General features: G+C 38.1%; 8 protein-coding genes. 5 read left to right on the top strand and 3 right to left on the bottom strand.

The annotated features are described in order from the left end of the window. Positions 1 to 462: 462 nt before the first annotated feature. Positions 463 to 2,283, top strand: a complete 1,821-nt coding sequence (locus tag H1P_RS22910; RefSeq protein WP_144871708.1) for a tetratricopeptide repeat-containing sulfotransferase family protein — start codon at positions 463 to 465, stop codon at positions 2,281 to 2,283. Positions 2,284 to 2,513: 230 nt separating this feature from the next. Here H1P_RS22910 and H1P_RS22905 read toward each other — a convergent pair whose 3' ends face one another. From H1P_RS22905 to glnA, 3 genes are all read right to left on the bottom strand, one after another. Then, positions 2,514 to 3,689 (bottom strand): serine/threonine protein kinase, encoded by a 1,176-nt coding sequence (locus tag H1P_RS22905; RefSeq protein ID WP_144871706.1) that lies wholly within the window; start codon positions 3,687 to 3,689, stop codon positions 2,514 to 2,516. 248 nt (positions 3,690 to 3,937) lie between these two features. After that, entirely contained in the window at positions 3,938 to 5,458 is a 1,521-nt protein-coding gene (locus H1P_RS22900) for an ammonium transporter (protein WP_144871704.1), read from the bottom strand. Positions 5,459 to 5,778: 320 nt separating this feature from the next. Next, on the bottom strand, positions 5,779 to 7,200 hold the full coding sequence (gene glnA / locus H1P_RS22895) for a type I glutamate--ammonia ligase (RefSeq protein ID WP_144871702.1): 1,422 nt from the start codon (positions 7,198 to 7,200) through the stop codon (positions 5,779 to 5,781). A 1,090-nt stretch (positions 7,201 to 8,290) separates the two neighbouring features. On the opposite strand from glnA, the gene apcB reads away from it, so the two are divergent. From apcB to H1P_RS22875, 4 genes are all read left to right on the top strand, one after another. Next, positions 8,291 to 8,800, top strand: a complete 510-nt coding sequence (apcB, locus tag H1P_RS22890) for an allophycocyanin subunit beta (protein WP_144871700.1) — start codon at positions 8,291 to 8,293, stop codon at positions 8,798 to 8,800. Between the two features lie 77 nt (positions 8,801 to 8,877). Continuing rightward, positions 8,878 to 10,206 (top strand): YcjF family protein, encoded by a 1,329-nt coding sequence (locus H1P_RS22885; protein WP_144871698.1) that lies wholly within the window; start codon positions 8,878 to 8,880, stop codon positions 10,204 to 10,206. A gap of 437 nt (positions 10,207 to 10,643) precedes the next feature. Next, positions 10,644 to 11,627, top strand: coding sequence for an RNA polymerase sigma factor, RpoD/SigA family (locus H1P_RS22880; RefSeq protein ID WP_144871696.1), 984 nt, complete (start codon positions 10,644 to 10,646; stop codon positions 11,625 to 11,627). A 514-nt stretch (positions 11,628 to 12,141) separates the two neighbouring features. Next, a complete protein-coding gene (locus H1P_RS22875; protein WP_144871694.1) occupies positions 12,142 to 13,809 on the top strand; it encodes an aminotransferase class I/II-fold pyridoxal phosphate-dependent enzyme in 1,668 nt (555 codons plus the stop codon). The last annotated feature ends 214 nt before the right edge of the window (positions 13,810 to 14,023 follow it).

The following is a 14,023-nucleotide window of genomic DNA, read 5'->3' as shown; positions in this document are numbered from 1 at the left end:
GCAAAGCAGCCACTTCGTGACCACGAGGAACGAGTGAACCTCTCTCGCTGAGATATAGCGATCGCTATAATACTTGTAATTTTGTGTATTACATTTAGACGTGCGTAATGAGAATCGGATCGTCGATTCGTTTACCACACCCTTCGGGCTAAAGTAATAAGTAATAAGTAATAAGTAATAAGTAAAACCCGAAGTATGGTTTAAAGCCGAGGGCGCGTCATTTGAATTTAGTTCAAATGCTCGACTCGCCCGTTCCTGCCATTTATGGCGCGAAAATATAGAAATATAATTCAATAATTGAATCCTCGCTCTTTCTCCGCAGAGGTAATGACGAGTTACTCGTTACTTATTACTTATTACTCGTGAATTAATTCTAATTGAAGAAATCAAACCACTGAATAAATGCCAAATGATGAGTGATATAAAGATAATTAAGCGATGTTTAATGATAGATGATTGAGAATGAAGGATTACAAATCCGATGACGATTTAGAATTGCCAAGAAATCTGCCAAAAAATGAAATCACAGATTATGTAGCTTTAGGTAAGGAATTACAAAAACAAAATAAACTCCATAAAGCAAAGAAATCTTATCGTCAAGCTATAACTAATAATCCTCATTTATGGGAAGCTTATCAATGTTTAGCTGAATTATTGACTTCTGAAGGCAAACAAGAAGCTGTATTAGCTGTTTATCGTCAAGGAATTCGCGAAAATCCCCAAGATACCCGTTATATTTTTGCTTTAGCCAAAGCTTTATCCAATCAAAAGAAATGGCACTATGCCAATTTGCGTTACCAAGAAGCATTAAAATTAAAAGCTGATGAACCTTGGGGTTATCTTGACTGGGCAAAAGTTTTAGTAGAATTGCAACAGTGGCAACAAGCTCAGAATGCTACGATAAAAGCCTTACAATTAAAGTCAGATTTGTGGGATGCTTACCATCATTTAGGAAAAATTTTTCAGCATCAACATCAGTGGCAATCAGCCCTGAAAGCCTATAAAAAAGTAGTTCAGCTTCATCCTCAGTTTATGCACGCTTATATGCGGTTGGCAGAAGTTTATCGGCATTTAGAACAATATCAATTAGCGATCGATTGCTACGACTATGTAATTTATCATGGGATAGAAAAATCCCCCGTACAAGAACAAGCGATCGCCTGTTATGCAGCAACTTTAAAAGAACATCCTCATCCCACTTCACAACAATATTACGAATTGGGTACAATATATCGTGCAAAAAGTTATTTTCCTCAAGCAATTTCCGCTTATCAAAAAGCTATTAAACTCGACCCTCAATTCCAGTTACCTTATATTAGTATTCAATACACTCCTATTGGAGAAAAACAACTAAAACAAGTAGTTAGTTTTTATCGTCAATTAGTCGCCAAAAATCACAATATTCCTCTGGCTTGGGGTAATTTAGGTGATGCTCTTTCTCAACAGAACAAAATAGCAGAAGCTATTAATTGTTATCGTACTAGCTGTTATCAAAGAGTAACTAATCTTTATCCTGAACTAGCTAATTTAGATTGGCAAAAGCCCAAACAAAATGCACCAGATTTTATTATTGCAGGGGCATCAAAGTGTGGGACATCTTCTTTATATAATTATTTAAGTTATCATCCACAAATACTACTATCTCACAAAAAAGAATTAGATTTTTTTGGGCACAATTTTAATAAAGGAATTGCTTGGTATTTAGCTCATTTTCCTACTATCTGCGATCGCAATAACTTGTTAACAGGAGAAGCCACACCTAATTATTTACGCTTTCCTCAAATAGCTACCAGAATCAAAGCAACTTGTCCAAACACTAAACTTATTATCTTATTACGTAATCCAGTAGATCGAGCTATTTCTTGGCACTACCATAAAATTAATACAGGCTTGACTACGGGTAGTTTGGAAGATGCAATTTCTCAAGAAATTAAACAGTTAGAAAATCTGGATGAAACTGAATTGATGCAAGGAGGTTATCGTAAAATAGATAATATATTTTCTAGTTTCTATTACTATCAATTGAAAGCTTGGATGGAACATTTGCCCAGAGAACAATTTTTAATTTTAAAAAGCGAAGATTTTTATAGCAATACCGCCATGACCATGAAAGCTATCTTTAATTTTCTAGGAGTTAATTTTCAAGAATTAGAAGAATATTCTAAGGTCAATGTTGGCTTTTATAAGCAAGTAGATTCCGCAGTGAGAGAAACCTTGAAACAATATTTCAAACCCTATAATAGACAACTAGAAGAGTTTTTGGAACTAGAATTTAATTGGTAGAATTTTATGGTCAATAACAACAAAATTTGATTGGATTAAAAATCAATATCATGTCAAGGTAAATGCCAATACTGTTTCTCCACTAATTTAAAAGAAAAAGCGATCTTTTTCGCAGATTACAACAATTCTCAGAGACAGAAGGCATACCCAATCAAAAATCAAATATGAACCATCAACAAAAACCAGGATGTTAATGTGCCTCTCTAGAAGGAGAAAAGCTATATGTCAAATTAATCTTGAGTTGAAAAAATTTCCACCCCATTCCAGGTACAAAGCAAGTCTTTGTGTGGATTATTAGCAGCATTTAATCGACAATTATCGAGAGCATTAGCACAAGAACTATTGTTGGTGAGAATAAAACGATGATAGTCGCTTCCATCTCTCATATAACCTAGATATTGACCTAATTCAGTAAGCTGGGAGCAAGCAGAACTCGAAACAGAAGAAGAATTAAAAACAGTTGGGCTGTTTCGAGACTCAAAAAAGCACTGATATTGTATGGTGTTAACTGCGGTAAAAACTCCAGCAACAAAAGCAACAACAGTAAAACCTCGAATCAATTTTTTGTTACTGGCGGGGACTAATAAAGGAGTTTGGCTGAGATCGATTGAATTTAAAGCCGAATAAGCTGCAACAGCATTATTAAAGCGAAGTTCTTGCTTGGGATTTGTCATCTTTTCCAACCAGTGAAAGAATTGAGGATGTAACTGGGGCAAAAGAGACTTTAAGTTGATGCGAAAATTATCATCAATCAAAGTGCCGATCTCTGCGGATTTTGTGCGGGTTAATAAACAAACTAAAGTAGCACCCAAACTGTATAAATCTGTAGCTAAACTCAAACCGAGATTGAGAGCTTGTTCGGGTGGTACAAACCCTAAAGGACCGTGAGGGATTTGGTCATCAGATGCTTGTCCGAGTAATGCAGCAGAGCCGAAATCGAGTAAATAAACCTGTAATTGTCCGCTACTGCTATCTACCAAAATATTTTCTGGCTTAATATTTCGATGGATCAGTGGCTGGGGCTGCTTTTGGAGATAAATTAAAATTTCGAGCAGAGCTAGAGCGATCGCTTTTATTTGTTCTGGGGTAAACTCGATGGTATTTGTTAGGGGTATACCTTGTTTGTCTTCGCAAACCAAACAAAAGCTGGAATTCGTTTCAAAATAATCTAAATATTTGGGAATGCTGGGATGGTCGAGTTGTTCTAAAATTTCTTTTTCCCCACAAAAGGCATCGTATCCCGACCAATTTGAAGAAGTTTGAGCGAATTGGAATTCTTTAATCAGTACAGGTAAGTTAGTTGGGATTTGAATAGCCTTGTATGCAACTCTGCCGTTCTTATTATTAGTTCCTAACTCTGTTTCAATCCTATAGTTACGCGCTGAAAAATCAGAATAGTTGCTCATTGTTTTTCTTGACCAGTTTTTTAAAGGAACTGCTTTAATTATTTCAGAAGCTAATTCAATCTTAGTCTTGTATCTATCCTCTGTTTTGAGTTTGGTTGAAAAAGTTTTTAAAAATGATCTAAAAACTTTCCTCGTTGCTTATTTCTCATAATTCATCCCTTACTTAACCCAAGCAAAAAAAAAGCCACCTGTTATCAGGTGACATTACAAAAATAACTTATTAAAAGTAAATAATTATTTACTAAAAACTAGAATTCAGAACTGGGTGCGCCAGTACTAACACTAGAAGTAGCACTACCAACACCGATAATGTCAGCTTCTTTAACGAATCCACTGTAAGCTTCCATACCATGTTCGCCGATATCTAAACCTTGGATTTCTTCATGCTCAGATACGCGAATACCAATAGTAGCTTTGAGAGCAAACCAAACAACCCCACTGAAAACAATGGTAAAAGCACCAATAGCTAGAATACCAATGATTTGAGTAACAATGTTTCCTGTACCAAAGATACCCACAGCAAGAGTACCCCAAATACCACAAACTAAGTGAACGGAAGTAGCACCTACAGGATCGTCGATTTTAAGCACAGAATCAAAGAAACCTACAGAGAACACTACTAGAATTCCCGCGATCGCGCCAATCACAACCGCTTCCCAATAGTCAACATCAGCACAACCCGCGGTAATACCGACTAAACCAGCCAGAATACCGTTGATAGTCATTGATAAGTCTGGTTTTCCATCTTTGATCCAAGAGGTGAAAGTGGAAGTTACACCGCCAGCAGCAGCAGCCAAATTAGTAGTTACGGCAATGTAAGGTACGTTAGCAGTAGCAGCCAATTCAGAACCAGGGTTAAAACCAAACCAGCCAATCCAAAGGATCAAACAGCCTAAAGTCGCAAAACCCATGTTATGACCAGGAAGAGCGTTAGTTCTACCATCTTGATATTTGCCTAATCTCGGACCAAGAATGAAAGCACCCACTAAAGCAGCCCAACCACCAACAGAGTGAACCACCGTAGAGCCAGCAAAGTCAGAAAAGCCCATTTCGCTTAACCAACCGCCATCCCATACCCAGTGACCTGTAACAGCATAGGAAATAGCTACTAAAAGCGCACTGAAGATCAAAAATGCACTATATTTGATTCTTTCCGCTACAGCACCAGAAACGATGGTTGCAGCAGTGGCAGCAAATGCGACTTGGAACAAGAAAGATATTGCTTCAGGCACAGCAGTAGCAACTCGGATAGTTTCTTCTACACCATCTACTATTTGCGTAACCTCTTCAAAGGATTCCGCTCCAGTGTAGGGAATACTGCTACCGTTGAAGAAGAAACCACTCGTCCCAATAAAAGGAGTTCCTTCACCGTACATAAAAGCGTAACCCACTGCCCAGTAAGCCATAGTTGCGATCGCAAAAACAATTAAGTTTTTTGATAAAATATTAACCGCGTTTTTCTGGCGACAGAATCCAGTTTCTAACATTCCGAAACCAGCATTCATAAAGATTACTAAAACAGAAGCAATCAAAAGGAAAATTGAATCGAGAACAACTTGAAAATTAGTGTTAATTTGCTCTGGAGTCGCCCCTTCAGGTAAACCGTAGCCTTGAGCCTGAGCAGACGTATTCCAAACCACTATGATTAAGGCTGTCACGGGAATACAAGCAACCCATGTTGGAGAGAAAGATTTGAATATTGTTTTTAACCACTGAGGGGAATTAATACCCTTATTCGGTTTTTTCTTAGGTGAAATTTGGTAATTCATCTAAATCTTTAGCTAAACTTAGAATGTATATAGACTTTGTAACATTTGTAATTTTATAAAGGTTACAAAAAATCAAAGTTCTTACAGTTTGTAGGTTTATCTCCCTTTTCGCCGTAGCTAATTTTACTGATTTTTTACAATTAATTTGTTATTATTGAGGGTTTTATTGCATTTTGGTAAAAAAATTCCCGATTGCCAATTACGATTACAGTACTTAACTGAAATTAAAAAAAGGGGGATCGCTATACTGTCCCCCTCAATACTAAAAACTAGTTTTTAAGACTAAATTAAGTACTTAACTTAATTTTCCAGTGAATTTTCTAACAATCATAGTAAAGAGCAAATTCATAGGGATGGGGACGTAAACGTAATGGATTAACTTCTGCATCCAGTTTGTACTGAATCCAGTTATCAATAAAGTCTTCGGTAAAGACTCCAGAATCGGTTAAGAATCCATGATCGTTTTCTAAAGCTTCCAATGCGCCCTCTAAAGAACCTGGAGTAGAAGGAATTTTACTTAACTCTTCGGGAGACAACTCATAAATATCCACATCTAGAGGTTCACCAGGATCGATTTGATTTTTCACCCCATCAATACCTGCGAGTAACATTGCAGAAAATCCTAAATAAGGGTTAGAAGTAGGATCGGGACAACGGAATTCAAAACGTTTTGCTTTAGGGTTACTACCACTGAGAGGAATACGTACTGAAGCAGAGCGATTTCCTTGAGAAAAAGCCAAGTTTACAGGAGCTTCAAACCCAGGAACAAGACGCTTATAAGAGTTTGCCGAAGGATTAGTAAACGCCAAAATCGAGGGAGCGTGCTTCAAGATACCGCCAATGAAATATAAAGCAGTTTGACTCAAATCTGCATAACCATCACCAAAGAAAAGAGGCTGTCCGTCTTTCCAAATCGACATATGGGTGTGCATCCCTGTACCGTTGTCATTAAACAAAGGTTTAGGCATAAATGTAGCAGTTTTGCCGTGTTTACGAGCTACATTTTTAACTATGTACTTGTAGGTTAAAACATAATCACCTGCACTAATTAAGTTAGAGAATTTAATCCCTAATTCACACTGTCCCGCAGAAGCTACTTCATGGTGATGTTTTTCAATGGGAACACCACACTTAGCCATAGTAAGCAACATTTCACTACGAATATCTTGCAAAGTATCAGAGGGTGCTACAGGAAAATAACCACGTTTGTGATCGGTTTTATAGCCTAAGTTTCCGCCGTCTTCGCTTGCACCAGAATTCCAAATACCTTCTACAGAATCGATGTGATAAAAGCCTTCGTATTCTTTCTGACCAAAACGAACATCATCAAAAATGAAAAATTCTGGTTCTGGCCCACAGTATACAGTGTCGCCGATACCAGTACTCACAAGATAATCTACTGCTTTTTGTGCCAGAGAACGAGGGTCACGGTCATACCATTCTCCTGTACGAGGTTCTTTAATCGAACAAACCATACTGAGGGTTGGTACTTCCATAAAAGGATCGATCCAAGCTGTTTTGGGGTCGGGAACCATTGCCATATCAGAAGCATTGATTGCTTTCCAACCACGGATACTCGAACCATCAAAAGCCACGCCATCAGTAAAAGCATCTTCATCAATCAGGCTACGATGAAAAGTACAGTGCTGCCAAATACCGAATAAGTCTACGAATTTTAGATCGATTAATTCTATATTTTCGTCTTGAATCATGTTCAAGACTTCTTGAGCCGTTTCAGGCATAGCTCGCTCCTTAAAAAAGTTTATGTTTAATTGATCAACCTCGAATCATCCTAGAAAATAGGTGTATCAAGAGTTTGTGATTACCGTTACAGAATTACCACCTTTTACTCTGGTGAAAACCTTTAAACTTTACAAAAATGTGCCAAATTTAACAAAATAGGTAATCAGCCCAGGAAAAATTGACAATTAGGGGAAATTGTCGCCTATTTCTCTATCTTGATAGGCGATCGCTCTTGAGGAGCTATCTAGTAATACTGTTTGGTTAACAATTATTATTCTTTTAGTAGAGAAGAGCGGGAAAAGCGGGAAGTGGGGAGTAATTATCTCTCTATCAATTAAGTAAAGAGAGCTTATCTGAACAGTATGAACTCATTTGGCATCTTTATCAAAAAGAACATAATTCGTTTTTTGTAGCGTGAAAATCGATGTTGATATTATTCAAAGAATCTTTGAAAATTTGATATTTTTTATCAATAGAACAAAATAAGCAATAATTAAGGAGTACGAATAACTTCTCTTCTTTTTAATTTCATTTCTCTGGCTGTTGACTTGTGAGAAATTATTTCAGAAGTTTAAGATGTTCGACTTTTAATAACCGATAAGTGACAATCGGTGAAACAATATAAGAATTTGAGGGATCACCTCAACACTGTCAATTTGACGGGAGGAAATGAGGGAAGACCCCGCGTCGCCGTTATCCGAAGGTGTATCCTTTAGGGCAGGCGCAAGCGTCCGACTTAAACTGCGCGGGAAACCCACGCAGTCGCGGACTTGGGAATGCTTCCCGATGCTTCTGGTCAAGAAGCAGATTCCATTTATCCAAGAGATGGGGACTCCCGTGTTGACGAGCGAACTTGCAGTGCGACCACGGCACGACGTTTCGTCAGAATCGCGAACGCGCATCGAGAGGTTATCTTGGAGTACATTCCCAAGGGACTAATTCCGTCATCGCACGGCGGAACTTGTACGCGGTGTTTGCTAAGTGAGCATTCTTCGCCCGAAGCACGCGCGAGTTGACAGTAAAGATAATAATCAAGCTCACTTAAATTTAGTAGTTAATCTTGAAATTTGTTATTGGGAGAAATATTTAATGCGGGACGCAGTAACTAACTTAATCAAAAGCTATGATGTTTCTGGTCGTTATCTAGACCGGAATGGTATCGATAGTTTAAAACAATACTTTGAATCGGGTACTGCCAGAGTAGCGGTTGCTACTGCTATTAGCGGAAATGCAGCATCCGTTGTGAGAAAGGCAGGTTCGGAGTTGTTTGTACAAGTACCAGAACTAATTCGTCCTGGTGGTAATGCTTACACAACTCGTCGTTATTCTGCTTGTTTGCGGGATATGGATTACTATCTGCGCTATGCCAGTTATGCTTTAGTAGCGGGTGATATGAATTTACTTGACGAGAGAGTATTACAAGGTTTGAGAGAAACTTACAATTCTTTGGGAGTTCCTATTGGGCCAACCGTAGTAGGAATTCAAATGATGAAGGATCTGGTTAAAGAAATGGCTACTGAATCAGGTGTGGGAGATACATCTTTTATTGATGAGCCTTTTGACTATATGTGTCGTGAGTTAAGTGAAGTCTCTGTTTAGTATTAGTAGTAGTGGGGTGGGTATTGCCCACCCTAGTTTTGATTACAATAAAAAGTGTAGAGTCTAAATAGTTAAGCATGAGCGACGATCGCCAGCAAGATGGAACATTGCCTCAAGCTTCCCAAAAGCGAGCCGATCGAGATCGAACAAAACCAAACGCGATCGCGCTTTTTTTCCAAAATAACCAAATTACCGATTTCTGGGACAATGCTAAGCAAAAGTTACAGCAATTAATCCCTTGGAACGATGTCACTAAAAATGCAACTAAGTGGTTTAGTGTTAGTGATGAGCAAGTGGCAACAATTTTATCCGAAGTTAGAAAAGAATTACCTACTACCGAAGCTTGGTTAATCGGCAAACCCCAAGCTGGCAAAAGTTCTATAGTTAGGGGTTTAACGGGAGTTTCTGAAGAAATAGTCGGCGAAGGATTTCAACCCCACACTCAGCATACAGAGCGTTATGCCTATCCTTCCGATGATTTACCCCTCTTGATTTTTACTGATACAGTGGGTTTAGGCGATATAGAGCAAGAAACTGAGACAATTATTGCAGAATTAGAAGCAGAATTACAAAAAGAAGAAAAATGCGCCCGTATTTTGCTTTTAACTGTCAAAATTAATGATTTTGCTACCGATAGCTTAAGACAGGTTGCCCAACAACTCAGACAAAAATATCCGCAAATTCCCTGTTTACTAGCAGTCACTTGTTTACATGAAATTTATCCAGCAAGCATCGATAATCACCCTGAATATCCGCCAAATTACGGGGAAATTAAACGATCTTTTGCCGAAATTGAGTCTTCTTTTACAGGATTATGCGATCGCTTAGTTTTAATTGATTTCACCCTCGAAGAAGATGAATACGAACCTGTATTTTATGGTTTGTCAAGCTTGCGAGATAATTTAGCCGAGTTGCTACCCAAAGCTGAAGCTAATACCATTCATCAGTTACTAGATCGCGGAGTAGGAGATAAATTGGGAAATATCTATCGAGATACCGCCAGACGCTATATGGTAGCTTTTTCCACTATGGCTGCTACTTTAGCTGCTGTACCCCTTCCCTTTGCGACAATGCCAGTTTTAACCGCTTTACAAGTATCGATGGTGGGATTGCTAGGTAAGTTATACGGACAAACCTTAAGCCCTTCTCAAGCAGGAGGTGTAGCTAGTGCGATCGCTGGTGGTTTTTTCGCTCAAGCAGTTGGTAGAGAATTGATTAAATTTATTCCTGGTTTAGGAAGTGCGATCGCTGCTTCCTGGGCTGCTGCTTATACCTGGGCATTAGGAGAAGGAGCTTGTGTCTATTTTGGCGATCTTATGGGAGGCAAAAAACCCGATCCCCAAAAAATTCAGTTAGCAATGGCAGAAGCCTTTAATGCTGCCAAAGAAAGATTTAAAGTTGGTTAATTATTGAGAAGAGACGTGTCTTGATGCGTGATTATCTATTACTTCCTCATCCCTCATCCCATTGTAGTAATTCCACTCCTCAGCCAATAGCAGCAATCAATAATCTTTTTGAAAAAAAACTATTATTTATCTGACCTTAAAAGTACGGAAATCCACCATTATAATTTTGAGCGCGAAGAATAATTTGGGTTGACAATTGATATTGTCATAAAGTTTCTCTCTAAATCAAAAAAAATTGATTTGAATATAGTTGAACTTTTTAGAAACAACAAAAGTCTAAATATATAGTTACATAAAGTTGCAGCGAGATCGGTATATAGAGTTAGCTGGCACTAATTTCGTTAAAAAATCATAATTCTTCCGAGAATTAATTTTTTAAATTGAGTTATCGATCTGCAAAAACTTTTCTTATATTGCAAGGAGTCATAACTGTACCAATGCCTACAGTAAACATCGACAAACAAACCAAAACCGCAAACTACTCGGCAGATATGGTGAGAGCTTATTTGCATGAAATTGGTAGAGTACCTTTGTTAACCCACGAACAAGAAATTGTTTTTGGCAAACAAGTGCAGTCTATGATGACCCTGGTAGAGAAGAAAGAAGCAAAAGAGAAAAAGCTGGAGCATCAGCTAAGTCTGAAGGAATGGGCTGATTTAGTTCATAAGAGTGAAGCAGAACTAAACAGGGTTGTCAAATTGGGACAACGAGCCAAAAAGAAAATGATTGAAGCCAATTTACGTTTGGTAGTAGCGATCGCTAAAAAATACCAAAAGCGTAATATGGAATTCCTCGATTTAATCCAAGAAGGTAGTCTTGGCTTAGAAAGAGGAGTGGAAAAATTCGATCCCACTAAAGGCTATAAGTTCTCCACTTATGCTTACTGGTGGATTCGTCAAGCCATTACAAGAGCGATCGCTCAACAAGCTCGTACAATCCGTTTACCAATTCATATCACGGAAAAACTCAACAAAATCAAAAAAACCCAACGAGAATTATCTCAATCTCTCGGTAGAAGTGCTACTCCAGCCGAAGTTGCCAACGAGTTAGGCTTAGAAACCGAGCAAATTCGGGAATATCTTAGTGTTGCTCGTCAACCCATTTCTTTAGATGTACGGGTGGGAGATAATCAGGATACAGAATTGTCAGAATTGTTAGAAGATGATGGCATTTCTCCTGACAGATACGCTACTCAAGAGCTTCTCAAGCAAGATCTATACAATCTGATGGCTGAGTTGTCACCGCAACAAAGAGAGGTCTTATTTCTCCGTTTTGGCTTAGAAGATGGCAAAGAGTTATCTTTAGCTAAAATCGGTCAAAGAATGAATTTGAGCCGTGAAAGAGTGCGTCAACTAGAACATCAAGCTCTAGCACAACTCAGAAGAAGACGTGCTTATGTTCGCGAATATATTGCTAGTTAGAAAAGCTGTTAGCCATTGGCTATCTGCTGAATTTTAAAATAACCCCTGCTAGAAGTTATGAGTCTTTTGGTAGGGGTTGTTTATTTTGAGAAATTAGCGGAAATGAGGAGAATTAAAGGTATGATTTTAAGATTTAATAGTTTGAAGTGAGGGGAAGAGTTTCTCTTCAGCCCAATCGCTGGTATGTTTGAATACACAATTTTCGATTAAAGAAACCGTCGAAACTTTCAATTATTAAAAACATAGACCTGAGAGGGGTAAGGAGGTTAAAGGAGACGGGAAACTTAGTAATTGTTTACTGATTAGGCGGTTAGGTGATTGCTCAATTACTGTTTATTATGATGTTTGAGAAAAAAAATATTAACAAACGCTGGATATTACCATGATTTGTTCGTAAATATTAGCTAATTACAAGCAGTTCGTGGCAAAATAACCATCATATCGAATTGTATGGTCTGGAAAAGGTGTCAGCTAGACCCATAAATTGCTCAAAAAGTGGTGTAGGAGTGAAGAGATGACACTATTGAATGAAACCTTGAATGGTAAAAATGGTCAAACAACCTCTATGGTTAATACAAAAAAACTAGGTAAATCTAGTTCGTATCCTACTAGGGAAGCTATAGAAGGTTGGTTGATTGATAAAATCGCAGACTCATTGGAGATTAAACCCCATGAAATAGATGTGCAAAAAGATTTTGCTGACTACGGTTTAGATTCTGTTGAAGCAATCAATATATCAGGAGAGTTAGAAAATTATCTGGGATGTCGTCTTTCTCCTACTTTACTTTGGGATTACCAAAGCATTGAAGCCCTAGCAAAATATTTGGCTACTCCACCAGACAACAATAGCTTTGATGGAGATGCTAATGGCTTAGATGTCGTTTCGACAATCCCTGAGTTAGATTTAGATGATTTAAACCATTCTGATGGAATAAAGCAAGATTTAGGCACAGATCGAGCTATTCCAGAAGAGTATTATAGTTTTGATAAACTTCCTGAATATCAAAAGCTACAAGAAGATTTAAAACAAGTTGCAAGCTTGGGTAATGGCAATCCCTTCTTTGTTTCCCAGGAAAGGGTAGTTAATGACACCACAGTAGTTGATGGTCGTGAATTAATTAACTTTGCCACTTATAACTATATCGGTATGTGTGGCGATCGCAAAGTAGACCAATCAGCCCAAAATGCGATCGCTCGCTATGGAACATCTGCTTCTGCTAGTCGCTTAATTGCGGGAGAAAAACCCCTTCATCGGGAGTTAGAACAAGCCATAGCGAATTTTATCGGTGCGGAAGATAGTATTGTCATGGTAGGAGGACACGCTACCAACGTGACGACTATTGGTCATCTGTTTGGCAAAGATGATTTAGTACTGTATGACGCACTTTCCCATAACAGCATTTTGCAGGGGTGTTTTACTTCAGGAGCAAGTTTAGTTGCTTTTCCCCACAATGACTTTAATACTTTAGCTGAAATTTTACGCGATCGCCGACCTCGTTATCAAAAAGTTTTAATTGTTATTGAAGGGGTATATAGCACCGATGGAGACATTGCCGATCTACCTGCTTTCGTTGCTCTCAAGAAAAAGTACAAGACTTTCTTAATGGTAGATGAAGCTCATTCTATGGGAACAATCGGCGATACAGGACGGGGTATCAGCGAATATTTTGGCGTTAATCCCAGTGATGTCGATATTTGGATGGGAACACTCAGTAAATCTTTTGCAAGCTGTGGAGGTTATATTGCTGGCTCTAAGGCTTTAATTGAATATCTTAAATATACTGCTCCTGGTTTTGTCTTTAGTGTGGGGATGTCTCCCCCCAATGCAGGTGCTACCCTCGCAGCGATTGAAGTGCTCAAAGCAGAACCTCAACGAGCGGTTCAATTGCAAAATAATGCCAAACTGTTTTTATCTTTGGCAAAAGAAAAAGGATTGAATACGGGGATGAGTAAAGATTCTCCTGTTATTCCCATTATTGTCGGGAATTCTCTTAAATCAATTCAGTTATCCCAAAATATGTTTAAAAGGGGGATTAATGTACCTTTTATGATTTATCCTTCTGTACCTCAAAACGGCGCAAGATTACGCTTTTTTGTGACCTGTAACCATACAGAGGAGCAAATTCGTTTAACGGTAGATATTTTGGCTGAAGAGTTGACAAAGTTGAATTTTAATGGTTAATTTTTGATTGCTTTTAGCTTAAATTCTTTAATTAGTAGGGTGGGCAATGCCCACCTTATTTTATTGAAATTTTCAGGGAAAAGATATTTTTAAAATTTAATTGTTGTCGATCAAAAACACTTCTACCCACCTTCCGCACGTCAAAATGTAATACTTAGGAATTCAGGAACATTAAGCAGTTAATCCTTAAGAAATTCAGCCAAAATAATTGTTT

Source organism: Hyella patelloides LEGE 07179 (assembly GCF_900659865.1).
In the GTDB taxonomy this organism is placed as follows: Bacteria; Cyanobacteriota; Cyanobacteriia; order Cyanobacteriales; family Xenococcaceae; genus Hyella; species Hyella patelloides.
The sequence above is the reverse complement of the archived record's forward strand: the minus strand, read 5'-3'. Positions and strand labels throughout refer to the sequence as shown.

Bases quoted from the DNA above. Each gene is read 5' to 3' on its own strand.
- apcB (WP_144871700.1), top strand. From the start codon at position 8,291: ATGCGGGACGCAGTAACTAACTTAATCAAAAGCTATGATGTTTCTGGT.
- H1P_RS22900 (WP_144871704.1), bottom strand. From the start codon at position 5,458: ATGAATTACCAAATTTCACCTAAGAAAAAACCGAATAAGGGTATTAAT.
- H1P_RS22875 (WP_144871694.1), top strand. From the start codon at position 12,142: ATGACACTATTGAATGAAACCTTGAATGGTAAAAATGGTCAAACAACC.
- H1P_RS22910 (WP_144871708.1), top strand. From the start codon at position 463: ATGAAGGATTACAAATCCGATGACGATTTAGAATTGCCAAGAAATCTG.
- H1P_RS22880 (WP_144871696.1), top strand. From the start codon at position 10,644: ATGCCTACAGTAAACATCGACAAACAAACCAAAACCGCAAACTACTCG.
- glnA (WP_144871702.1), bottom strand. From the start codon at position 7,200: ATGCCTGAAACGGCTCAAGAAGTCTTGAACATGATTCAAGACGAAAAT.
- H1P_RS22885 (WP_144871698.1), top strand. From the start codon at position 8,878: ATGAGCGACGATCGCCAGCAAGATGGAACATTGCCTCAAGCTTCCCAA.
- H1P_RS22905 (WP_144871706.1), bottom strand. From the start codon at position 3,689: ATGAGCAACTATTCTGATTTTTCAGCGCGTAACTATAGGATTGAAACA.